Here is a 22,337-nt window from a genome sequence, read left to right on the forward strand (position 1 = left end):
GGGATTCCTTAAAATGCGTTGGGTATCCAGTGAACATTATTTCCTTCACAGGCGACCAAATCGAATCGACAGGACTGCCGTGATTCATTCAGTCCTTTTGATTGCATGTAACTGTGGGCCGTTCGTCGTAATCGCTGCTGTTTGGCCGGGGTCACCGAGGCGGCGGCGCCGCCGAAGTGGCTGTTCTTGCGATAACGGACCTCGATGAAGATCAGGGTGCTGCCTGTGTTCATGATCAAGTCAATTTCACCGAGCTTGCACTGGTAGTTGCGCTCGAGCAGGCAGAGCCCCTGCTCGAGTAAAAACTGCTCGGCCCGGCGTTCGAATTCATCGCCCCGGGCGCGGCTAGTCGCTGTCGGCTTGCCATTCGCCATCACGATACTCCATCCATTGCAGCCGGCGCTGTACCACGCCGCCTTCGCTCAAGGAAAGCTCGCCGGTCAGTGCCGGTACGGCCGGCGCACCATCTCGCAGCTGGGCCAGTTGCGGGATCAGGGCCAGGGCATCGTAGCCAAAGGCGAACAACCGTAGCCAGCTCGCCCCGACGGTGGGCCACAGGGTCTCTACTTCTTCCATCAACTGCGGTGCCCCGCCGAACAGCCAGGGCATATCGGCCAGTTGCAGGCCGTTCAGTTCGCTCATCGATGCTTCACCGCCGGGCACATAGCTGCGCGAAGTGACATAGGTCGGCAGCCGGGCGGCTCGACTGTCTCGGACGAAATCGAAATAAGGCAGAATAAAGCGGGTTTCGGTGGCATTGCTCACCATAAACACCGAGTCGATGGGGCCTGACGGTGGTGCTGTTTCGATGCTGCCTCTGATCACGCCGATACCCGCCGCCACAGCGGCGTTGCCATTTTTAAGGGCTCGCCGCACGTCGGACTCGACGGATTGCTGGTTGTTGAAATAGGCCAGCCGGGCCTGCTGCCCGCTCAGTTGTTGCCACCGGGTCCTGAACTCGGCGGCGACCCGCCGACCCAACTCGTTGCCGGGAGCGAATACCAGCGGCTGGCGGTGGCCCTGTTCCCACATATGAAGTGCCGCTTCGGCTGCTTCCGCTTCCGGTGACAGAGAGAAATAATAGCGGTGCGGCAGGTTCGGCTGATAGGCAGGCCTGTTGAGGGCGAACACCGGAATGACCGGATCCAGGCTGGTCAGGGCGTCGATGTCTTCTTTCAGCAAAGGACCCAGAATAAAATCGACTCCGGCCTGCTGAAGTTGTTGATAGAGAGTGGCCATGTCCCGGCCGTTGGTGTCGAAGAAGCTGAGGCGTGACGACTGACCCTGGTGAGCGCTCAGCATACCGTTGCGAATGGCATCCGCCTGCTCAGCCAACTGGCCGCTGAGCGGTAACAAGGCAGCGATATGAGCTGGCCGGAAGTCGTCCAGGGTGATGCCGGGCTCGATGCTGTCGGACAGATAACGGTGTCCGGGGTGATCCGGATAGGCCTTGCGCCAGGATTGTAGCTGCCAGCGACGCTGACCCGGGTCGGCATCCGTATTGTTCAGAATCGCCATCAGCCGCAGCCAGCCGTTGACCGACTCACTGTTGCCGGTATTCTGCGCCTTGCGCAAGTCCCGTGGTGATGATTGGGACAGCAGTTGATAAATGCGCTCCAGAGCGGCACTTTGCTCCTGAACGGCCAGTGTTTCATGGCGTTTAATCAGCATCCTGGCGGCGTCGATCGGCTGTTGTTGCTGTTCAAACCGATTGGCCTGCAGCAAGAAGTAATAACCGGCCGCGCCAGGAGAGAGGGCGTTGGGGTCAATCGCGGCCAGCCGCTGGCTGGCCAGCCCGGTATTGCCGCTCGCTAGGGCGGCGGCACCGTCCAGCAAGGTGAGCACCGGCTGTTGTGCCAGCGTGGCTTGCTGCCGCAGATGTGTCAGTTGGGGCTCGGCGGCGCCGACATTGCCCTGTTGCAGCCAGGCCCGAATGGCCAGTACCCGCCAGGAAAAGGCGTCCGGCTCGGGGGCTTGCTCGGCCTGGGCCAGATATAGCTCGGCACTGCGGTCTGTTATGCCGAACATGTCTGGTGCCGGCTCTAACGGCACCTTTTGCAGCGGGCCGATACCACAGGCCATCAGGACCGATGAAAGCACCAGGGTGCACAGCAGTCGTGTTACACTGTTACGTTGAATTTGTGTCGCCAATCCCTTTATCCCAAGCTGTGTCATTCTGGTCCTAAGTGTAATAGGGCCATGACGGTGAAACAATTGCTTGCACAGGAGTCCCTATGAGCCAAGCGGCTGCACTTTATATTGTGCCTACCCCTATCGGCAACCTGAATGATATCAGCCAGCGTGCACTGGACACATTACAACAGGTTGATTTAATTGCCTGTGAAGATACCCGTCATACGGCGAAACTGCTATCTCATTACCAGATTACTACCTCGACCTGGGCGCTACATGACCATAATGAGCAATATAAGTCCGAGCAGCTGGTAACGCGTTTGCTGAGCGGTCAATCGGTGGCCCTGGTGTCGGATGCCGGTACTCCCTTGATCAGTGACCCGGGTTATCACCTGGTCAACAGCTGTCGTGATGCGGGTGTTCAGGTTATTGCCTTGCCCGGCCCCTGTGCGGCGGTGACGGCATTGTCGGCCGCCGGTTTGCCCACGGATCGCTTTGCGTTCGAAGGTTTTTTACCGGCGAAAGAAAAAGCCCGGTTAGACAAGATCGAGAGCCTGAAGGACGAAACCCGCACTCTGGTGTTCTATGAGTCTCCCCGTCGGCTGCTCGACAGCGTGGCGGCGTTGATGGCGGTGCTGGGCGACGAACGTCGCCTGGTGGTGGCGCGGGAGCTGACCAAGACCTTCGAAAGCATTCATAGCCTGCCTGCCGGGGAGATGCTGGCCTGGCTGCAGCAAGACAGTAATCGCAGCCGGGGTGAAATCGTACTCATGGTTGCCGGCTACCGGCCCGACAGCGATGATGAACTGTCGGCCGAGGTATTGCGCACCCTGACCCTGCTGCGTGGCGAGCTGCCGTTGAAGAAGGCAGCGGCGCTCACAGCCGAGATCCACGGGGTGAAGAAAAACGCTCTCTACAAGTACGGGCTGGAATACCTGGAGTCCTGCCGATGACTGGTGTACACTCCGCCGCGGAGTTGGCCGGGTAATCGCTGCTTCGTCGTTGTGTCTTCGGGCATACGGGCGGAGGGGAGGAAAGTCCGGGCTCCACAGGGCAGGGTGCCAGGTAACGCCTGGGGGGTGTGAACCCACGACCAGTGCAGCAGAGAGTAAACCGCCGATGGCCCGCAAGGGATCAGGTAAGGGTGAAAGGGTGCGGTAAGAGCGCACCGCGCGACTGGCAACAGTTCGTGGCACGGTAAACTCCACCCGGAGCAAGACCAAATAGGCCTCCTACAGGCGCGGCCCGCGCTGGAGGCGGGTAGGTTGCTGGAGCCAGTGAGCGATTGCTGGCCTAGAGGAATGATTACTAATCGAGCTTGCTCGATACAGAACCCGGCTTACAGGCCAACTCCCACTATCTTGTAAAACGCAGCTTCGGCTGCGTTTTTTGTGTACAGAGCTCGCCGAATTGGCTGCATCCTTTTATTTCTTCCTCTCTTTTAACTCCATATCGGTTCAGGCTGTCATTTATACCGCTGTTAATACCCATCACGGACCTGATCATCAACTTTCTCTTCTTCGCTTGCTTGAAAAGCGTGACTCTGCTCCTTACACTTGAGCCGGGTGGGAAAAAGTGGTTTTTTGTGGAATAAAGTAGATCTTGAGGATTCTGAATGCTGCGTGGTGCTCACGCCATCAGCCTGGATACCAAGGGCCGGTTGGCAATACCGACACGATTCCGGGAATCTTTGCGCGATGAATGTGACGGTCTACTGATCTGTACTATCGACATCAGCAATCCCTGTCTGCTGCTTTATCCCCTTGCCGAATGGGAATTGATAGAAAAAAAACTGCGGGCCCTGTCGAGTACCAATCCGCTGGAGCGGCGCCTGCAACGAGTATTACTGGGACATGCTGCGGAATGTGAGCTGGATGCTCAGGGCCGATGTTTAATACCCGGTCCTCTCAGGCAACATGCGGGACTCGAAAAAAAAATCATGCTGGTGGGGCAACTCAACAAATTCGAAATATGGGGTGACACCCGCTGGCAACAACAAATCAACGATGACTTACTGGCGCTCCCCGAGGAAGGCTGGGAATCATCGGAACGACTGCGGGACTTCGCGCTATAACATGAGTCAACAACAGACACATATCACAGTACTGCTGCACGAAGCCGTGGACGGCTTGAATATCAAGCCGAATGGCATTTATGTCGACGGTACCTTCGGCCGTGGCGGACACTCTCGTCATATCCTGTCTCAGCTGGGACCAGATGGGCGCCTGCTGGCGATCGATCGTGACCCTCAGGCCATCGCCGAAGCGGGCAAGATAGCTGACCCGCGCTTCCAGATACTGCACGGTCCCTTCTCCCGTCTGGCGGAGATGGTGGAAGAGCAGGGGCTGACAGGGCGCATCGATGGCGTCCTGCTCGATCTGGGCGTGTCTTCTCCCCAGCTGGATCAGGCCGAACGCGGCTTCAGCTTTCAGAAAGACGGCCCTCTGGATATGCGTATGGATCCTACCAGTGGCCAGAGTGCCGCCGAATGGCTGGCCCGTGCCGATGTGGATGATATTGCCTGGGTGCTGAAAACCTTCGGTGAAGAGAAATTTGCCAAGAAAATAGCCCGCGCCATCGTACATGACAGAGTCACTGAACCTTATACCCGCACTCGTGCCCTGGCAGAGATGATCGCCCGGGTCAGCCCCAGCCGGGATAAACACAAGCATGCGGCGACCCGCAGCTTTCAGGCGATTCGCATCTATATCAACAGCGAGCTGGAAGAAATCGAGCAGGCGTTGAATGGTGCCATGCAGGTACTGGCGACGGGCGGACGGCTATCGGTGATCAGCTTTCATTCGCTGGAAGACCGACTGGTCAAACACTTCATCCGCAAGCAGGAAAAGGGCCCCGAGGTTCCGCCCGGCCTGCCGCTGACCGAGGCCCAGCTGTCAGGCGGCCGCCTGTTGAAGAGTATCGGCAAGGCACAAAAGCCGTCGGCTGCCGAGGTGGATGCCAATCCGCGCTCACGTAGCTCTGTGCTGCGAGTCGCCGAGCGGCTGGATACACCGGCGTGATAGCCGGGCGCATCAACCTGGCCAAGGAGATTGGCCAGGATTTGCTGCGGCACAAGTGGCAGCTGCTGCTGACGCTGGTGACACTGAGCTCGGCCTTGCTGGTGATCGTCATTACCCAGGGAACCCGGCAGATGACCAGTGAATACAACGAACTGATGGCAGAACAGGACCGACTGGATATCGAGTGGCGGCATTTGCTGCTGGAGCAAAGCACCCTGATGGAGCATAGCCGGATAGAGGCGCTGGCCCGAGACAAGCTCGGCATGCAACGGCCGGCTCCGGCCCAGGAAAAACTGGTGACGCAACGATGAGACGGCGCAAGCAGAATAAAAAAGAACCCATGCTGACCGGTTGGCGTTTCTTGACCGTCTGTGGGGTGATCCTGTTCGCCTTTGTCGCTCTGTTTGCCCGGGCAGCCTGGATTCAGGTGGTGTCTCCGGACCGGTTACGGCTGGAAGGCGACATGCGATCGCTGCGTACCACAGTCAGCAGCACCACCCGCGGCATGATCATGGATCGCAACGGTGAAGAGCTGGCGGTGTCGGTGCCGGTACAGGCGGTATGGGCCGATCCCAAGCAGGTGCATACCGAGCTGAGCCTGGAAAAAGGGCAGGCCTGGCAGGCGCTCGCCGACGTGCTGGGTGTTCCGCATGAAACCTTAATGAAACGGGTCGAGAATCCCAGGCGCCGCTTCGTCTATTTGCAGCGTCAGGTGACGCCGGCGGTGGCGGAGTATATCCGCAAGCTGCGGCTACCCGGCGTGCATCTGCGCCCGGAAGAGCGCCGCTTCTACCCCACCGGTGAAATCAATGCGCATCTGGTGGGGTTGACCAATATCGACGGCGCCGGTATCGAAGGCATAGAGCGGGGCTTCAACGAGTGGCTGACCGCCCAGGCCGGCGAGCGCCGGGTACGCAAAGACAGAACCGGTCGGGTGATCGAGGATCTGGGCGTGGTCTCCGAGGCGCGGGAAGCGAACAATATTCAGTTGACCATCGATCAGCGTATCCAGGCGCTGGCCTACCGTTCGCTCAAGCGGGCCACCGAATATTACCGCGCCACCTCTGCCTCTCTGGTGATGCTGGACGTGAAAACCGGTGAAGTGCTGGCCATCGTCAACAGCCCCTCCTTCAATCCCAATAACCGCAGTCAGTATCAAAGCTTTCGGGCGCGCAACCGGGCGGTCACCGATACCTATGAACCCGGCTCTACCATCAAGCCGCTGATCGTGGTCAGTGCCCTGGAGAACGGCGTGGTTAAAGCCGACTCCATCGTCGATACCAGTCCCGGCTGGATGCGTCTGGGGGGCAAGCGGGTGTCCGATACCCGCAACCTGGGCCCCATCAGCGTGCAAACCGTGCTGCAACGCTCGTCCAACATGGGGATGGTGCGCATGGCGCTGCAGGAAACCCCGGAACAGCTGCTCGACACCTTGTATCGCTTCGGGCTGGGCATCGACTCGGGCATGGGGCTGGTGGGAGAAAGCACCGGCCTGGTGCCTCAGCGTCGGCGTTGGTCCGACATAGAAAGGGCGACGCTGTCGTTCGGTTATGGCCTGACGGTCACGCCGCTGCAACTGGCCCAGTCCTATGCGGTAATAGCCAATGGAGGCGTGCGTTATCCGCTGACCATCATCAAGCGCAGCCAGCCTCCGGTGGGCGAGCAGGTGGTACCCGAGCAGCATGCGGATGCGGTGTTGCACATGTTGGAAGCCGTCGTAGGGCCAGGGGGCACCGCCGGTAATGCGGCCATTCCCGGTTACCGGGTAGGCGGCAAAACCGGTACCTCGCGCAAGGCCATCGCCGGCGGTTACGGCAGCGATTATGTGGGCTTGTTTGCCGGTGTCGCGCCGATCAGCAATCCGCGCCTGGCCATGGTGGTGGTGATAAACGAACCTCAGGGCGATAAGTATTATGGCGGACAGACTGCGGCCCCGGTATTTGCCGAGGTCATGAGTGGTGCCCTGCAATTATTGAATATTCGTCCGGATGCGGCGACGCAGGAACAGTTCCAGCTGGCAGGTCAGGAGGCAAAACGTGTCCCTCACACTTAGAGATCTGGCGGTACCGCTGGGCCTGTCGGCCCCGGCCATCGGCATCGATGCCATGACCCTCGATAGCCGGGCCGTTACGCCCGGCGCCTTGTTTGTTGCCGTTAAAGGTCATAGCGTCGACGGTCGTCGTTTTATTGAATCCGCCCTGAGCAAGGGCGCGGCGGCGGTGCTGTTCGAGGTGGACAGTCCGGAGCAGTCCGGCCTGGATCATCGTGATCATCGCCTGTTGGGGGTGTACCGCCTGTCCGAAAGCCTGTCGCTGCTGGCCGGTGTGTTTTATGGCGATCCGTCGACCGGGCTGCAGCTGATTGGCGTGACCGGCACCAATGGCAAGAGTACCGTTACCCAGCTTATTGCCAACTGGAGCTGCCTGCTGGGTACTCAGGCCGGGATCATGGGCACCCTGGGTAACGGGCTGTATGGCCAGCTGCAGGAAGCGGTCAATACCACGGGATCGGCGCTGGAGGTTCAGCATCAGCTGGCCGAGCAGCGGCGGGCGGGAGCCCGGCGGTTGGCGATGGAAGTGTCTTCCCATGGATTGCATCAGCACAGGGTGGCTGCGCTGAATTTTGACGTGGCGGTGTTCACCAACCTCAGCCGGGATCATCTGGACTATCACGGCACCATGGCCGCCTACGGTGAGGCCAAGCGGCAGTTGTTCGAGTTGGGTCGCCAGGCCCGTGTCATCAATGCGGATGACCCGCTGGGACGGCGCTGGCTGAGCCGGTATACGGACGCCATCGCCTATGGTCTCCATGGGCGACTGAGTGATTTCGGCGGCCGTCAGCTGGTGGCGGAAACCGTTCACTTTTATAGCGAAGGGTTGAAAGTGACCATTAACTCCGACTGGGGGAATGGTGTATTATCCGCCCCCCTGATGGGCCGCTTCAACGTGTCCAACCTGTTGGCGGCCATGGCCGCCCTGTTGGCGCTGGGTGAATCCTTTGAGCGATTACTGGAAACGGCGCCACAGCTCTCCGGGGTGGCCGGACGAATGGAGCCTTTTACCGCCCCCGGCCGGCCGTTGGTGGTGGTGGACTATGCCCATACCCCCGATGCGCTCGAGCAGGCATTGCAGGCGCTGCGTCAGCACTGTAAGGGCCGGTTATGGTGCCTGATCGGTTGCGGCGGCGACAGAGACAAGGGCAAGCGACCGCTGATGGCGGCGGCGGCACAAGCCGGCGCAGATGTGGTGATACTGACCGACGATAACCCGCGTACCGAGTCGGCCGAGGCCATTGTCGAAGACATGCGCCAGGGCCTGGACGATCCCGACTCCGTCCTGGTTATCCACCGGCGAGCGGAGGCCATTGGTCATGCCATCGGGCAGGCGGATGCGGAAGATATTATTTTGGTGGCCGGCAAGGGCCATGAGGATTATCAGATAGTGGGTACCGACAAGATGCATTACAGCGACCGGGAAACCGTGTCCGCCCTGTTGGGGCTGAATACATGATACCGCTCAGTCTCGACCAGCTGGCTCAGGCTTCCGGCGGTGAACTGCGCGGTGCCGATGGTCCCATAGTGGCGGTAACTACCGACAGCCGTCAGGCGCTGCCCGACGGGGGCCTCTTCGTGGCCCTGAGTGGCGAACGCTTCGACGGCCATGACTTCGCCGCGGCGGCACAGCAGCAGGGGGCGACCGCACTGCTGGTAGAGCGCTGGCTGGAGCTTGATCTTCCCCAGATCAGGGTGGCGGATTCCCGTCTGGCACTGGGGGTACTCGGTGGCCTGGTACGGGAGCTGAGCCCGGCGCGGGTGCTGGCCATCACCGGCAGCTGTGGCAAGACCACGGTCAAGGAAATGGCGGCGTCCATTCTGCGCCAGAAAGGCAAGGTACTGGCCACCAGAGGTAACCTCAACAACGAAATCGGTGTGCCTCTTACTCTCTGTGAATTGACGTTGGATACCGAGTACGCCGTGGTCGAGCTGGGTGCCAACCATATTGGCGAGATTGCCTGGACCTGCTCTCTGACCAGGCCCCATGCGGCCCTGATCAATAATGTGGAAGCCTCTCACCTCGAAGGCTTTGGCTCACTGGAGGGCGTGGCCCGGGCCAAGGGCGAGATCTACGATGGCCTTGCAGACGGCGGCGTGGCCATCGCCAATGGCGACAGTCCCTTCTGCACCCTGTGGCGTCAGCAACATGATCTGGTGTATTTCGGTGAACAGCGGGAATATCAGGCACGCCAAATCAGCCTCGACAAGTCGGGATGCGCTCACTTTCGTCTGCTGACACCGCGCGGCGAAGTGACGGTGCAATTGCCAATCCCCGGTAAACACAACGTGTCCAATGCCCTGGCCGCCGCCGCCGGTACCGAGGCGTTGGGCGCGAGTCTGGAAGACATTGCCGTCGGTCTGAGTCAGTTTGGGTCGCCTGCAGGACGGCTGCAGGTCTGGACGCGACCCGGACTGACGGTGCTGGATGATACATATAATGCCAGCGTCGCCTCTGTACTGGCGGGGCTGGATACCCTGGCCAGTCTGCCCGGTTACCGTGTCTTCGTATTCGGTGATATGGCGGAGCTGGGTGAGTACAGCAAGGAAATGCATATTCAAGTGGGCGAGTACGCCCGCAAGCTGGGTATCGATCGGGTATTGACCGTGGGTCGAGACAGCAAACATACGGCGAGTGCGGCCCAGGGCCTGCACTTCGACCAGAAACAGCAATTACAGCCCGTCCTTTTCGAGGTGCTGTCACAACATAATAAGGTAGTGGTTTTGATCAAGGGCGCGCGTAGTGCACGGATGGAAGAGATAGTCAGGGCCATTCAGGAGGATGAAGCATGCTAGTCTGGCTGGCGGAGTGGCTGACCCCTCATTTCAGCTTTCTGAACGTCTTTTCCTATCTCACCTTCAGGGCGGTGATTTCCATTCTCACCGGTCTGGTGGTCTGTCTCTGGATAGGCCCGCGGTTGATCCGTCGGCTGCAGGCGCTGCAAATCGGTCAGGTGGTGCGCAACGACGGGCCCGAGTCCCACTTCAGCAAGGCTGGAACCCCCACCATGGGTGGTCTCATGATACTGGTCTCCATCTTCGTTTCGGTATTGCTGTGGGCGCGGCTGGACAACCCCTATGTATGGGTGGTGCTGTTCGTGCTGGGCGCCTTCGGTGCCATCGGCTTTGTCGATGACTACCGCAAGGTGGTACGCAAGAACACCGATGGCCTGGTCGCACGCTGGAAGTACTTCTGGCAATCGGCGGCGGCATTGGCGGCGGCCATCTTCGTGTACTGGATAGCCAAGGATCCGGCCCAGACACAGCTGGTGGTGCCTTTCTTCAAGGACGTCATGCCCCAGCTCGGCCTCTTCTTCATCGTACTTAGTTACTTCGTGATCGTCGGCTCCAGCAATGCGGTCAACCTGACCGACGGCCTGGACGGCCTGGCCATCATGCCTACCGTCATGGTGGCGGCGGGTTTTGCCCTGGTGGCCTGGGCCACCGGCAACGTCAACTTTGCCGCCTACCTGCATATTCCCTATGTGGCCCATGCGGGCGAGCTGACCGTGGTCTGTACCGCCATGGTGGGCGCGGGGCTGGGGTTTCTCTGGTTCAATACCTTTCCGGCCCAGGTGTTCATGGGCGATGTGGGCTCGCTGGCTCTGGGGGCGGCGCTGGGCGCCATCGCCGTGCTGGTGCGGCAGGAGTTTCTGCTGGTGATCATGGGCGGTATCTTCGTGATCGAAACCCTGTCGGTGATCCTGCAGGTGGGCTCCTACAAGTTGCGTGGCCAGCGGATTTTTCGCATGGCCCCCATTCATCACCACTACGAACTCAAGGGCTGGCCCGAGCCGCGGGTGATAGTACGCTTCTGGATTATTACCCTGATGCTGGTGTTGATTGGCCTGGCCACCCTTAAGGTGAGATAAGCGCATGCTACCCGAGCGTATCCTGATTATTGGCCTGGGGCAGACCGGACTTTCCTGTCTGCGTTACTGCCTGCAGCGGGGCGTCAGCCCCGTGGTGATGGATACCCGTGTCCGGCCTCCGGGCGCCGAGCAGTTACCCGCGCAGATTGAGCATCATTTCGGTGACCTGAGCCTGGCGCCGATACTGGCGGCCGAGCTGATTATCGTCAGCCCCGGCGTACCGCTGACCACTCCGGAACTGCAGCAGGCGCTGGCCGCCGGCATCGAGGTGGTCGGCGATATCGAGCTGTTCGTGCGCGAGTGTGCGGCTCCCATCGTTGCCATTACCGGCTCCAATGGCAAGAGCACCGTCACTACCCTGGTGGGTGAGATGGCGGCCGAGGAGGGGATCCGGGTCGGAGTGGGCGGTAATATCGGCATACCGGCGCTGGACTTGTTGCCGCAGCAGGCTGAGCAACCGCTGGAGCTGGCGGTACTGGAATTGTCCAGCTTTCAGCTGGAAACCACCCCCGGCCTGCGGGCCTGTGCCGCCACCGTGCTCAACATCAGCGAAGACCATCTGGATCGTTACGACTCTCTGGCTCATTACAGAGACACCAAGCTGGGCATTTATGCCGGCGCCCGGCTTGCGGTATACAACCGGGAAGACGACCAGACTCGTCCGCCGAAAGAGCAGGCAGCCGTCAGCTTCGGTCTCGACTCGTCCGAGTATGGTCGCATGGAGCATGAAGGCCAACTCTGGCTCAGCCGTTTCGGCGAACCGGTGTTGCCGGTGTCGGCGCTGAACATTATCGGTGCTCACAACCAGCTCAACGTCCTGGCGGCGATGGCGCTGGCGGACAAGGCCGGTATCGCCCTTGATGCTCAGCTCAGGGTGTTGCGTCGCTTCGGTGGTCTGGCGCATCGCTGCCAGTTTGTAGCCGAGAAAAACGGCGTGCGCTGGGTCAACGACACCAAGGCCACCAATGTGGGAGCCACCCTGGCGGCCATCGCCGGTATCAATGAGGCCGTCGATGGCCGGCTGTGGCTGATCGCCGGTGGCCAGGGCAAGGGGCAGGACTTCGGCCCCCTGGTGCCGCTGCTGGACGGTGCCGTTGCCGGCATGGCCTGCTTCGGGCAGGACAGGGCCCGTTTGCTGGCGCTTGCCGACAACACCCATGAGGTGGCGACCCTGGACGAGGCGGTAGCCTGGTGTGCAGAACAGGCTAGCCCCGGCGACTGGGTGCTGCTGGCGCCAGCCTGTGCCAGCCTGGACATGTATCCCAGCTATCAAAAGCGGGGCGAGCACTTCATCGCCCTGGTGGAGTCCCTATGAAGTGGTGGCCTTCCTTCGGCAGCGGCTGGTTGCTGCGACCCTCCCAGGGGCTGATCTACGACCGGCAACTGGTGATATTGTCGTTGTCGCTGATGGCCATTGGCTTGGTGATGGTGTCATCTGCATCCATCGCCGAAGGTATCAATCTCGGCGATGATCCCTTCTATTTCGTCAAGCGGCACGGCGCTTTCCTGCTGATTTGCCTGATGCTGGCCAGCCTGATGCTGCAAGTGCCCATGGCGCGCTGGCAGCAATTCAACACCGGTTTTCTGGTGCTGGCGATAGTACTGCTGCTGGTGGTGTTGGTGGTGGGACGTGAAATCAACGGCAGTCAGCGCTGGTTGCCACTGGGGCCGCTCAACGTGCAGCCGGCGGAAATCGCCAAGCTGGCACTGTTTACCTTTCTGGCCGGTTATCTGGTTCGCCGGCAGGATGAAGTGCGGGGCCAGTGGAAGGGCTTTCTCAAGCCGCTGGCGGTAATGGGCCTGATGTCGGTACTGTTGCTCAAGCAGCCGGATCTGGGCTCTGTGGTGGTGCTGTTCGTTACCACCCTCGGCATGCTGTTTTTGGCCGGGGCCCGGCTCAGCCAGTTTTTAAGCCTGGTGGGGCTGGGGGCCGGTCTGCTGACTTTCCTGATCCTCAGTGCGCCTTACCGCATACGGCGGGTGACCTCCTTTCTCAACCCCTGGGAAGATCCCTTCGGCAGCGGCTATCAGCTGACTCAGTCGCTGATGGCCTTCGGTCGGGGCGGCTGGTTTGGCGAGGGGCTGGGCAATTCGATTCAGAAACTGGAATATCTGCCCGAAGCCCATACCGATTTCGTGTTCGCGATTCTCGGCGAAGAGCTGGGTTTTACCGGTGTCTTGCTGGTGTTGTTGCTGCAGGCCTGGCTGGCGTTCAAGGCGCTGCATATCGGCCAGAAAGTATTGCTGGGCGGCCGTCAGTATGAAGGCTACCTGGCCATGGGCATCGGCATCTGGTTCAGCTTTCAGACGGTGGTTAATGTGGGGGCGGCCTCGGGCATGCTACCCACCAAGGGCCTGACTCTGCCGTTGGTCAGTTATGGCGGTTCCAGTCTGCTAGTGATCACGACCGCCGTGTGCATCTTGGTGCGCATCGACTTCGAGTGGCGACGGGACCATATGCAGGCCCGGCAGCGGGAGGCGATATGAGCGAGTCCAGGACCCTGCTGGTGATGGCCGGTGGTACCGGTGGCCATGTTTTCCCCGGACTGGCGGTGGCGGATCGGCTGCGGGCCGAAGGCTGGGATATTCACTGGCTGGGCACCGCCGAGCGGATGGAAGCACAGCTGGTGCCGAAACACGGTTATCCGCTACATACCATTGCCATTGCCGGGGTGCGCGGCAACGGTCTCAAGCGAAAGCTGATGGCGCCCTTTCAGATCCTGAAGGCGGTCTGTCAGGCTCGGCGGATTTTGCAAGAGGTCAAACCTCAGGTGGTGCTGGGCATGGGCGGTTTTGCCGCCGGTCCCGGTGGCGTAGCGGCACGTCTGACAGGCATTCCGCTGGTGCTGCACGAGCAGAATGCCGCCGCAGGCATGACCAACCGATTGTTGGCACGCATCGCCCAGCGGGTGTTGATGGCTTTTCCCGGTGCCTTTGCCGAGGGCAAGAACACCGCCGTGGTCGGCAACCCGGTACGACCGGAAGTACTGGCATTACCGGCACCGTCCGAACGCATCTCCATCGAGCCCCGGCCGCTGCGGCTGCTGGTGGTAGGTGGCAGTTTGGGCGCCAGAATATTGAACGAAATTGTACCTGTAGCGGTGGCCAAAGCCGGGAATGTCCGGGTGAGACATCAGACCGGAAAGGGTAATGCCGAAACGGTGCTCCTGGCCTATCAGGCGCTCGGTATCGAAGCCGAGGTGAGTGATTTTATCGACGACATGGCGGCGGCCTACGGCGCGGCGGACCTGGTGGTCTGCCGGGCGGGAGCCCTGACGGTGTCGGAAGTGGCCGCGGCCGGGGTGGGGGCGCTGTTTGTGCCGCTGCCTCATGCGGTGGACGACCACCAGACCAAAAACGCCCGCTCCCTGTCCGACAGTGGTGCGGCATTGCTGCTGCCTCAATCCGAGCTGAGTGCAGAGGGATTGGCGGCACAGTTACAACAACTTGGCGATAACCGGGGGCAACTGCTGGCCATGGCCAGCAGAGCCCGGGCGCTGGCGATTACCGATGCCGCGGAGCGGGTGGCCGAGTGCCTGCGCGCCGTGGCGAAATAAACGAGAGAATGGCATGACCAAGGTTGAACTGGCAAAACTCAGAAGCACAGTCCCCGAGATGAGACGGGTACGACGTATCCACTTTATCGGCATCGGCGGTGCCGGTATGGGCGGTATTGCCGAGGTGCTGGCCAACGAAGGCTATGCCATTTCCGGCTCCGATATTGCCCATAACCCGGTCACCGACCGGCTGGCGGCCATGGGGGTCACTATTTATCTGGGCCATGCTCCGGAGCAGGTCGCCGACGTCAGTGTGGTGGTAGTCTCCACCGCCATCAAGGCCGACAACCCCGAGCTGGTTGCCGCCCGCGAGCTGCGCATACCTGTGGTGCGCCGGGCCGAAATGCTGGCCGAGCTGATGCGTTTTCGTCACGGGGTGGCCGTTGCCGGTACCCACGGCAAGACCACCACCACCAGCCTGATTGCCAGCATCTATGGCGAGGCGGGCATGGATCCGACCTTTGTTATCGGCGGTCTGCTCAACGGTGCCGGTTGCAACGCCCGCCTTGGCTCCAGCCGTTACCTGATCGCCGAGGCCGACGAGAGCGATGCCTCCTTCCTGCATCTGCAGCCGATGGTGTCCATCGTCACCAATATCGAAGCGGATCACATGGACACCTATGGTGGCGACTTCAGCAAACTGGAAGCCACCTTCATCGATTTTCTGCACAATCTGCCGTTTTACGGTCTGGCGGTGCTCTGTGTCGACGACGAAGTGGTGCGCGAGCTGATGCCGCGCATCGGCCGTCAGTTTGTCACCTACGGTTTTGCCGAAGATGCGGACTACCGGATCGAGGCATTCAGCCAGCAACGGGATCACAGCCGTTTCAAGGTGTGCCGTCCCGATGGTGCTTGTCTGGAGGTGCAGCTCAACCTGCCGGGCCGTCACAATGCCCAGAACGCCGCCGCGGCCATTGCCGTGGCCTGTGAAGACGGCGTGGCCGACGACGCCATACTGGCGGCACTGATGAAATTTGAAGGTGTCGGTCGCCGCTTTCAGCAATACGGCGAATTCGAGACCGGCCGCGGTCTGGCCAAGCTGGTGGACGACTATGGCCATCACCCGAGCGAAGTGCGTGCCACCCAGAATGCGGTACGCGCCGGCTGGCCCGAGCGTCGCCTGGTCACCATCTACCAGCCGCACCGTTACAGCCGGACCCGGGATCTGTATGAAGATTTTGTCGAAGTGCTGTCGAAAAGCGATGTACTGATCTTGCTGGAAGTGTACAGTGCCGGCGAAGCGCCCATCCCCGGTGCCGACAGCCGTGCCTTGTGCCGTTCCATTCGCAGTCGTGGTCATATGGAGCCTATCTATGTGGCCAATCCCGACGAGGTGCCGGCAGTGTTGGCGGAACTGCTGCAAGACGGCGATCTGGTACTGACCCAGGGGGCCGGTAATGTGGGTGGACTGGCCCGCAAGCTGGGCCGGTTACGGCTATCGATTGAAGCGATGAAGCAACAGGGAGAGCAGGCATGACACAGTTCGGTAAAGTCGCGGTATTGTTCGGTGGCCATTCCGCCGAGCGGGAAGTGTCGTTGCGTTCCGGTGCGGCGGTACTGGCCGGTCTGCAGCGGGCCGGGGTGGATGCCCATGGCATCGATACCCGGGATTACCCCCTGGCCCGGCTGAAAGCAGAAAACTTCGAACGGGCCTTCATCGTGGTCCACGGCCGGGGTGGCGAAGACGGTACCCTGCAGGGCGCGCTGGAACACCTGGGGCTGCCCTATACCGGCTCCCGGGTGCTGGGGGCGGCGCTGGCGATGGACAAGGTCCGCACCAAACAGGTGTGGCAGGCGATGGGATTGCCTACCGCCGACTTTCGCGTGGTGCACAAGAGCACCTTCAAGGCCGAGGATGCGGCGGCGCTGCTGGCGCAGTTTGACGGTCCCGTGTTCGTCAAGCCCTCCCATGAAGGGTCCAGCATCGGCATGACCAAGGCGGCCGATGCCGAGACCCTGGCCCGGGCCGTCGAAGAGGCCTTCAAGTTTGACGACGAAGTATTGATCGAGCGCTTCATCGAAGGCGATGAGTATACGGTCAGCATTCTGGGTGAACAGGCGTTACCGGCGATCCGGCTGCGTACTAGCCACGACTTTTATGACTACTCGGCCAAGTACCAGTCCGGCGACACCGAATATCTGTGCCCCTGTGGCCTGAACGATGCCGATGAACAGGCGTTGGGGGCATTGAGCCTGGCGGCCTTCAGGGCCGTGGCCGCCAGTGGTTGGGGCCGGGTCGATTTGATGCAGGATAAACAGGGCCGATGGTGGCTGCTGGAAGTAAATACGGTGCCGGGCATGACCGAAACCAGCCTGGTTCCCAAGTCTGCCAGGGTGGCCGGCCTGTCGTTCGATGAGCTGGTGGTGGCGGTACTGGCGATGGCGTACTGATATGAGCGCTGTCGTGATCCGTACCCGACTGGCCTTTATTGGCGGTCTGACCTTCTTTCTCGTGGTGCTGTCGGCGCTGCTGTGGGGTCTGTGGTTGTTGGTGATATGGATGACGGCGGCCAATCAGGTACCGGTCAACAGCCTGATGATTCAGGGAGAGCAGCACTATCTCAGCCGGGAAGAGGTGCGTCAGTCGGTGCTGGCGCTGCCGGAAGTCGGTAACTTCTTTACCCTGGAGGTGGACCGGGTGCAGCAGCAACTGCAGTCGCTGCCCTGGGTTTATCAGGCGTCGGTGCGCAAGCAATGGCCCGATATTCTGCGGCTTTACATCGTGGAACAGCCGGTGGCAGCTCAGTGGAATCAGGATGCCATGGTGAATACCCATGGCGAGATTTTTCGGACTCGCCATGAGGATCCGGAGCTGGTGTCCCTGTCGGGGCCGGATGAAGAATCGAACAGGGTGCTGGAGGAATATCGCAGTGCGCAGAAATTATTACAGCCCAGAGGTTATCGGATTGAGCGGGTTCACCTGACCCCTCGACGTTCCTGGGAACTGACCCTGTCGGACGGGGTCACGCTGTTGCTGGGTCGCGAGGATCTCGGGGCCCGTTTGCAACGATTTATTGATGTCTATCCGGGCATTGCGGAGCAGGAACGAGTGGCTTATCTCGATCTGCGTTACGATACCGGGCTGGCAGTGGGATGGAAGCAGGACGAAGAGACAGATAATGACAAAAAGCGCGGAACGAAATCTGATCGTCGGGCTTGATATCGGCACGGCTAAGGTCACGGCCCTGGTCGGGGAAGTGTTACCGGATGGCGATCTGAATATCATCGGGCTCGGCAGCCATTCCTCGAAGGGAATGGACAAGGGCGGTGTCAACGACCTCGAATCTGTGGTCAAGTCGCTGAAGCGGGCGGTCGATGAAGCCGAGATGATGGCGGATTGCCAAATCACCTCCGTCTACCTGGGCTTGTCGGGCAAGCATATCGAGTGCCGCAACGAGACCGGCATGGTGCCGATTTCGGACGAAGAAGTTACCCAGGAAGACGTGGACAGCGTGATCCATACGGCCAAGTCGGTACGACTGTCCGATGAACACAGGGTGCTGCATGTGTTGCCGCAAGAATACTCCATCGACTTTCAGGAGGGGATCAAGAACCCCATCGGGCTGTCGGGGGTGCGGATGCACGCCAAGGTGCATCTGATCACCTGTCACAACGACATGGCGCGCAATATCGAAAAGTGTGTGGAACGTCTGGGACTGCGTGTAGACCAGTTGATTTTCAGCGCCCTGGCATCGAGTTATGCGGTGCTGACCGATGATGAGAAAGAACTGGGTGTCTGCGTAGTTGATATCGGCGGTGGCACCATGGACATGGCGGTGTTTACCGGCGGCGCCTTGCGTCATACCAAGGTGATCCCCTATGCGGGCAGCACGGTGACCAGCGACATCGCCTACGCCTTTGGCACGCCGCCGCTCGACGCGGAAGCGATCAAGGTGCGTCACGGTGGCGCCTTCAGCCGACTGGTCAGCAAGGAAGACACCATAGAAGTGCCCAGCGTGGGCGGCCGACCGGCTCGCAGTCTGCAGCGACAGACCCTGGCCGAGGTGATAGAGCCACGCTACAGCGAGCTGCTCGGCATGATCAACCAGGAGTTGAGCCAGGTACAGGGCGAGCTGAAAAAAGCCGGGGTCAAGCATCAGCTGGCCGCGGGCCTGGTATTGACCGGCGGTGCCGCACAGATTGAAGGCCTGGTGGAATGTGCCGAGCAGATTTTCCAGTGTCAGGTGCGTATCGGCCAGCCGGCCGGGGTAAAAGGTTTATCCGATTACGTTGAAACACCGGTGTACTCCACCGCCGTCGGCTTGTTGCATTACGGCAAGGAGCATCAATCGATGCCTCAACAGGACTATAAAAACAAATCCAGCGTCACCGGGCTGTTGAAGCGGGTCGGTAACTGGCTGCGTGGCGAATTTTAACCTTGGCAGTATTTGATACTGAGAGTAAGTAACCAAGAGCAAAGCGGAGAGAGCCTTATGTTTGAACTAATGAATGATCACGAGCAGGAAGCCGTCATTAAAGTGGTTGGTGTCGGTGGCGGCGGCGGCAATGCCGTCGAGCACATGGTGCGTGAAAACCTGGAAGGCGTCGAGTTTCTGGCCATCAATACCGATGCCCAGGCCCTGCGTAACTCCAGTGCATCACGCACCCTGCAGGTGGGTGGCGATATCACCAAGGGACTGGGTGCCGGCGCCAACCCGGAAGTAGGCCGGGATGCGGCCCTGGAAGACAGGGATGCCATTCGCGATCTGCTGGACGGCGCCGATATGGTGTTTATTGCCGCCGGTATGGGGGGGGGCACAGGTACCGGTGCCGCCCCCGTGGTGGCTGAAGTGGCCAAGGAACTGGGTATTCTGACCGTGGCCGTGGTGACCAAGCCGTTTGCCTTCGAAGGCAAGAAACGGATGAATTATGCCCAGCAGGGTATCAATGAGCTGGCCAAGCATGTCGACTCCCTGATCACCATTCCCAACGACAAGCTGCTGAAAGTGCTGGGCCGTGGCATCTCACTGCTGGATGCCTTCAAGGCTGCCAACAACGTGCTGCTGGGGGCGGTACAGGGTATCGCCGAACTGATTACCCGCCCGGGCCTGATCAACGTCGATTTCGCCGACGTGCGCACCGTGATGCGGGAAATGGGTACCGCCATGATGGGTACTGGCAGTGCCACCGGAGAAGACAGGGCCGAGGAAGCGGCCGAAAAAGCCATCTCCAGCCCGCTGCTGGAGGATGTGGATCTGGCGGGCGCCCGGGGCATCCTGGTCAACATTACCGCCGGTCTGGACATGACCATCGAAGAGTTTGAAACCGTGGGTAATGCGGTGAAGGCCTTCGCCTCCGAAAATGCCACCGTGGTGGTGGGTACGGTACTGGATCCGGAAATCAGCGACGAGCTGAGGGTGACAGTGGTAGCCACAGGTATCGGTGCCGAGCGCAAGCCGGACATCACCCTGGTCAAATCAGGCACCAGCAACCGCGACGACAACGGCATGCGTCAGGTGGAAGCCCCGCGTGAAGAGCAGGCGGGAAAACTGGTGGTGAATGCCGACGCGACTCAGGCCAAGTCCGATATGGATTACCTGGATATTCCGGCGTTTTTGCGTAAGCAGGCCGACTGAGAAAGGCTCTCAATTGGCGATGGCGGATTATTGTGCTAACATATCGGACCATTTGAATTCGGTTCGAATCGGGCCTTTTTGACTTGCGGACAACCTTATGATTAGACAACGAACTTTGAAAAATACCGTGCAGGCTACCGGAATCGGCCTGCACTCCGGACACAAGGTGCAAATGACATTTGTGCCGGCGCCGGCCAATACAGGTATTGTATTTCGTCGTACCGATCTGGACCCGCAGGTCGACATTCGAGCCGATGCCGCCCTGGTCAAGGACACCATGCTCTGTACCGCACTGGTCAATGAGCAGGGGGTTCGGGTCTCGACCATAGAGCACCTGTCGGCGGCCTTGGCGGGGCTGGGCATCGACAACCTTGTTATCGAGGTGGATGCCCCCGAGGTGCCGGTGATGGACGGCAGTTCGCACCCCTTTATCTATCTGCTGCAGTCCGGTGGTATTCGCGAGCTGAACGCACTCAAACGCTTCATTCGCATCAAGCAGCCGGTACGGGTAGAAGACGGCGACAAGTGGGCGGAATTCCGGCCTTATCGTGGCGGCTTCAAGATGGATCTGACCATCGACTTCAAACATCCGGTGTTTGAAGGTCAGAGTCAGCATCTGGTGCTGGATTTTTCCGGTGCGGCCTTCGTCAAGGAATTGAGTCGGGCCCGGACCTTCGGGTTTATGCGGGATATCGAATATCTGCATTCCCAGAACCTGGCCCTGGGCGGCAGCCTGGAAAATGCCGTGGTGCTGGACGACTACAAGGTGCTTAACGACGACGGTTTGCGTTATCCCAACGAGTTCGTCAAGCACAAGATGCTGGATGCCATCGGTGATCTCTATATGTGCAATCACAGCATTCTGGGTGAGTTCTGTGCCTACAAGACAGGTCATGCTCTGAACAACAATCTGCTGCGCGCCATGCTGGCCAATACCGAAGCCTGGGAAATTGTCACCTTCGGTGAACAGGGTGCCGAGTCGCCGATTCGTTACTACGATACCGCGTTCAGCCCCGCCTGAACTCACTGAAAACACGCCGGCATCCTCTCCGCGCCGGCGTGTTTTATTTTCTCTTCTGTAGCGTACACCATGAACCGTCCCGCACCCCTTGCTGGCGCCAACGCCAGGTTTCGTTTGTCCGATTACCGACTTTTTTTGCTGCTGGCCGTGTTGCAACTGCCGGTAATACTGTATCTGTACAGCCAGTGGCAAAATGCCGAGCAGCAACAGTTGCAGCTCGGTCGTCAGCTGGAGCAGCAACAGCGCAGCCAGCAGCGTCAGCTGGGTCGTATCGGGCAGCGCCTGGGCCAACTGCAGGCCGAACTGGGACAATTGAGCGCGGTAGGGCAACGGCTGGTCAGAGACTACGATCTGGTCGATGAGTTGCCGCTGCAACGGCTCGACGCCAACCCGCTTCAGCGGCCCTTCAATGGTTTTGCCGGCCTGCATCTAGCCCTGACCCAGGTCTCGGAGCAGACGCGGGCCTACGGCATGACGCTGGCTGCTCTTGAATCTTTACTGCTTAGCCTCCATATCAATGAAATTACCCAGATCCAGGGCCACCCGGTACCGGGTGGCAGCCGGATGAGCTCGACCTTCGGCCAACGCCGGGATCCTTTTACCGGTCGTACCCGTTGGCATCGTGGGCTGGATTTCACCGGCAAGCTGGGCCAGCCGATTGCTGCGACGGCGACCGGTGTGGTCAGCGTGGTGGAACAACACCCGGATTTTGGTGGCCTGGTCGAGATTAATCATGGTCAGGGCTGGACAACCCGGTATGCTCATCTGGACACGCAACTGGTTCAGGTGGGTGAGCGTGTCGACAAGGGGCAGTATGTTGCCCTGATGGGGCGAACCGGTCGGGCGACCGGCGTCCATTTGCATTACGAAGTATTAAAAGGGAATAAACAGCTGGATCCGGCCCGTTTCTTGCCTAATTAGGGTCTGTTGACCTTTCGAGATGATTTTTGCAGCAGTTTGTGGGGCCTTGATACAAGGCAGCGCTTATGCGATGTAGTCACTCTACATAAATAAGCGATAATGCAGTAGCAAGCCCCCACAAGCGCTGCCCTGCGGGTTCGGCTAAACGCGTTTTTCTCTTTGTTGAGAGGGCTTTGCTTAGAATGGC

General features: G+C 60.0%; 20 protein-coding genes and 1 other RNA gene. 19 read left to right on the plus strand and 2 right to left on the minus strand.

Going from position 1 to position 22,337, the window contains the following annotated elements; all coding sequences use genetic code 11:
* Positions 1–8 precede the first annotated feature (8 nt).
* A complete protein-coding gene (locus ACLEIV_RS11745; RefSeq protein WP_410456832.1) occupies positions 9–374 on the minus strand; it encodes a YraN family protein in 366 nt (121 codons plus the stop codon).
* Entirely contained in the window at positions 346–2,151 is a 1,806-nt protein-coding gene (locus ACLEIV_RS11750; protein ID WP_410456833.1) for a penicillin-binding protein activator, read from the minus strand. Before ACLEIV_RS11750 ends, ACLEIV_RS11745 begins: the two co-directional genes overlap by 29 nt.
* 83 nt (positions 2,152–2,234) lie before the next feature.
* Between ACLEIV_RS11750 and rsmI the strand changes: the two genes are divergently transcribed.
* From rsmI to ACLEIV_RS11845, 19 genes are all read left to right on the plus strand, one after another.
* Complete coding sequence (gene rsmI, locus ACLEIV_RS11755; protein WP_410456834.1) at positions 2,235–3,086, plus strand: 16S rRNA (cytidine(1402)-2'-O)-methyltransferase; 852 nt, start codon at positions 2,235–2,237, stop codon at positions 3,084–3,086.
* Between the two features lie 19 nt (positions 3,087–3,105).
* An RNA gene (rnpB, locus tag ACLEIV_RS11760) (RNase P RNA component class A) lies at positions 3,106–3,491 on the plus strand.
* Positions 3,492–3,748: 257 nt separating this feature from the next.
* Positions 3,749–4,207 carry a division/cell wall cluster transcriptional repressor MraZ gene (gene mraZ, locus ACLEIV_RS11765; protein WP_410456835.1) on the plus strand — a complete coding sequence of 153 codons (459 nt, stop codon included), beginning with the start codon at positions 3,749–3,751 and terminating at the stop codon, positions 4,205–4,207.
* A gap of 1 nt (position 4,208) precedes the next feature.
* Complete coding sequence (gene rsmH / locus ACLEIV_RS11770) at positions 4,209–5,153, plus strand: 16S rRNA (cytosine(1402)-N(4))-methyltransferase RsmH (protein WP_410456836.1); 945 nt, start codon at positions 4,209–4,211, stop codon at positions 5,151–5,153.
* A complete protein-coding gene (gene ftsL, locus ACLEIV_RS11775) occupies positions 5,153–5,464 on the plus strand; it encodes a cell division protein FtsL (RefSeq protein ID WP_410456900.1) in 312 nt (103 codons plus the stop codon). Before rsmH ends, ftsL begins: the two co-directional genes overlap by 1 nt.
* Positions 5,461–7,206, plus strand: coding sequence for a penicillin-binding transpeptidase domain-containing protein (locus ACLEIV_RS11780; RefSeq protein WP_410456837.1), 1,746 nt, complete (start codon positions 5,461–5,463; stop codon positions 7,204–7,206). The genes ftsL and ACLEIV_RS11780 overlap by 4 nt, the downstream gene beginning before the upstream one ends.
* Entirely contained in the window at positions 7,190–8,662 is a 1,473-nt protein-coding gene (murE, locus tag ACLEIV_RS11785) for a UDP-N-acetylmuramoyl-L-alanyl-D-glutamate--2,6-diaminopimelate ligase (RefSeq protein ID WP_410456838.1), read from the plus strand. Before ACLEIV_RS11780 ends, murE begins: the two co-directional genes overlap by 17 nt.
* A complete protein-coding gene (locus ACLEIV_RS11790) occupies positions 8,659–9,999 on the plus strand; it encodes a UDP-N-acetylmuramoyl-tripeptide--D-alanyl-D-alanine ligase (protein WP_410456839.1) in 1,341 nt (446 codons plus the stop codon). The genes murE and ACLEIV_RS11790 overlap by 4 nt, the downstream gene beginning before the upstream one ends.
* Positions 9,993–11,075: a phospho-N-acetylmuramoyl-pentapeptide-transferase gene (gene mraY, locus ACLEIV_RS11795; RefSeq protein ID WP_410456840.1), complete on the plus strand. Its 1,083-nt coding sequence runs from the start codon at positions 9,993–9,995 to the stop codon at positions 11,073–11,075. Before ACLEIV_RS11790 ends, mraY begins: the two co-directional genes overlap by 7 nt.
* A gap of 4 nt (positions 11,076–11,079) precedes the next feature.
* Positions 11,080–12,390, plus strand: a complete 1,311-nt coding sequence (gene murD, locus ACLEIV_RS11800) for a UDP-N-acetylmuramoyl-L-alanine--D-glutamate ligase (protein ID WP_410456841.1) — start codon at positions 11,080–11,082, stop codon at positions 12,388–12,390.
* A complete protein-coding gene (gene ftsW / locus ACLEIV_RS11805) occupies positions 12,387–13,562 on the plus strand; it encodes a cell division protein FtsW (protein WP_410456842.1) in 1,176 nt (391 codons plus the stop codon). Before murD ends, ftsW begins: the two co-directional genes overlap by 4 nt.
* Positions 13,559–14,632 (plus strand): undecaprenyldiphospho-muramoylpentapeptide beta-N-acetylglucosaminyltransferase, encoded by a 1,074-nt coding sequence (murG, locus tag ACLEIV_RS11810; protein WP_410456843.1) that lies wholly within the window; start codon positions 13,559–13,561, stop codon positions 14,630–14,632. The genes ftsW and murG overlap by 4 nt, the downstream gene beginning before the upstream one ends.
* Before the next feature lie 13 nt (positions 14,633–14,645).
* Positions 14,646–16,109 carry a UDP-N-acetylmuramate--L-alanine ligase gene (murC, locus tag ACLEIV_RS11815; protein WP_410456844.1) on the plus strand — a complete coding sequence of 488 codons (1,464 nt, stop codon included), beginning with the start codon at positions 14,646–14,648 and terminating at the stop codon, positions 16,107–16,109.
* The gene (locus tag ACLEIV_RS11820; protein WP_410456845.1) at positions 16,106–17,023 is read left to right on the plus strand and encodes a D-alanine--D-alanine ligase; all 918 of its coding nucleotides are present in this window, start codon (positions 16,106–16,108) and stop codon (positions 17,021–17,023) included. The genes murC and ACLEIV_RS11820 overlap by 4 nt, the downstream gene beginning before the upstream one ends.
* Position 17,024: 1 nt before the next feature.
* Entirely contained in the window at positions 17,025–17,792 is a 768-nt protein-coding gene (locus tag ACLEIV_RS11825; protein ID WP_410456846.1) for a cell division protein FtsQ/DivIB, read from the plus strand.
* The gene (gene ftsA / locus ACLEIV_RS11830; protein ID WP_410456847.1) at positions 17,752–19,008 is read left to right on the plus strand and encodes a cell division protein FtsA; all 1,257 of its coding nucleotides are present in this window, start codon (positions 17,752–17,754) and stop codon (positions 19,006–19,008) included. Before ACLEIV_RS11825 ends, ftsA begins: the two co-directional genes overlap by 41 nt.
* Before the next feature lie 57 nt (positions 19,009–19,065).
* Positions 19,066–20,208 carry a cell division protein FtsZ gene (ftsZ, locus tag ACLEIV_RS11835; RefSeq protein WP_410456848.1) on the plus strand — a complete coding sequence of 381 codons (1,143 nt, stop codon included), beginning with the start codon at positions 19,066–19,068 and terminating at the stop codon, positions 20,206–20,208.
* Positions 20,209–20,305: 97 nt separating this feature from the next.
* A complete protein-coding gene (gene lpxC, locus ACLEIV_RS11840; protein WP_410456849.1) occupies positions 20,306–21,229 on the plus strand; it encodes a UDP-3-O-acyl-N-acetylglucosamine deacetylase in 924 nt (307 codons plus the stop codon).
* A gap of 69 nt (positions 21,230–21,298) precedes the next feature.
* Entirely contained in the window at positions 21,299–22,150 is an 852-nt protein-coding gene (locus ACLEIV_RS11845) for a M23 family metallopeptidase (protein WP_410456850.1), read from the plus strand.
* Positions 22,151–22,337: the final 187 nt, after the last annotated feature.

It is taken from the genome of Oceanisphaera submarina (assembly GCF_046521305.1).
GTDB classification, from domain to species: Bacteria; Pseudomonadota; Gammaproteobacteria; order Enterobacterales; family Aeromonadaceae; genus Oceanimonas; species Oceanimonas submarina.

Excerpts from the sequence above, each read along its gene's own strand:
- ftsA (WP_410456847.1), top strand. The coding sequence starts at position 17,752 with ATGACAAAAAGCGCGGAACGAAATCTGATCGTCGGGCTTGATATCGGC.
- murD (WP_410456841.1), top strand. The coding sequence starts at position 11,080 with ATGCTACCCGAGCGTATCCTGATTATTGGCCTGGGGCAGACCGGACTT.
- ACLEIV_RS11820 (WP_410456845.1), top strand. The coding sequence starts at position 16,106 with ATGACACAGTTCGGTAAAGTCGCGGTATTGTTCGGTGGCCATTCCGCC.
- rsmI (WP_410456834.1), top strand. The coding sequence starts at position 2,235 with ATGAGCCAAGCGGCTGCACTTTATATTGTGCCTACCCCTATCGGCAAC.
- murC (WP_410456844.1), top strand. The coding sequence starts at position 14,646 with ATGACCAAGGTTGAACTGGCAAAACTCAGAAGCACAGTCCCCGAGATG.
- murG (WP_410456843.1), top strand. The coding sequence starts at position 13,559 with ATGAGCGAGTCCAGGACCCTGCTGGTGATGGCCGGTGGTACCGGTGGC.
- ACLEIV_RS11780 (WP_410456837.1), top strand. The coding sequence starts at position 5,461 with ATGAGACGGCGCAAGCAGAATAAAAAAGAACCCATGCTGACCGGTTGG.
- rsmH (WP_410456836.1), top strand. The coding sequence starts at position 4,209 with ATGAGTCAACAACAGACACATATCACAGTACTGCTGCACGAAGCCGTG.
- lpxC (WP_410456849.1), top strand. The coding sequence starts at position 20,306 with ATGATTAGACAACGAACTTTGAAAAATACCGTGCAGGCTACCGGAATC.
- mraZ (WP_410456835.1), top strand. The coding sequence starts at position 3,749 with ATGCTGCGTGGTGCTCACGCCATCAGCCTGGATACCAAGGGCCGGTTG.
- ACLEIV_RS11790 (WP_410456839.1), top strand. The coding sequence starts at position 8,659 with ATGATACCGCTCAGTCTCGACCAGCTGGCTCAGGCTTCCGGCGGTGAA.
- ACLEIV_RS11745 (WP_410456832.1), bottom strand. The coding sequence starts at position 374 with ATGGCGAATGGCAAGCCGACAGCGACTAGCCGCGCCCGGGGCGATGAA.
- ACLEIV_RS11825 (WP_410456846.1), top strand. The coding sequence starts at position 17,025 with ATGAGCGCTGTCGTGATCCGTACCCGACTGGCCTTTATTGGCGGTCTG.
- ftsW (WP_410456842.1), top strand. The coding sequence starts at position 12,387 with ATGAAGTGGTGGCCTTCCTTCGGCAGCGGCTGGTTGCTGCGACCCTCC.
- ACLEIV_RS11845 (WP_410456850.1), top strand. The coding sequence starts at position 21,299 with ATGAACCGTCCCGCACCCCTTGCTGGCGCCAACGCCAGGTTTCGTTTG.
- mraY (WP_410456840.1), top strand. The coding sequence starts at position 9,993 with ATGCTAGTCTGGCTGGCGGAGTGGCTGACCCCTCATTTCAGCTTTCTG.
- ftsZ (WP_410456848.1), top strand. The coding sequence starts at position 19,066 with ATGTTTGAACTAATGAATGATCACGAGCAGGAAGCCGTCATTAAAGTG.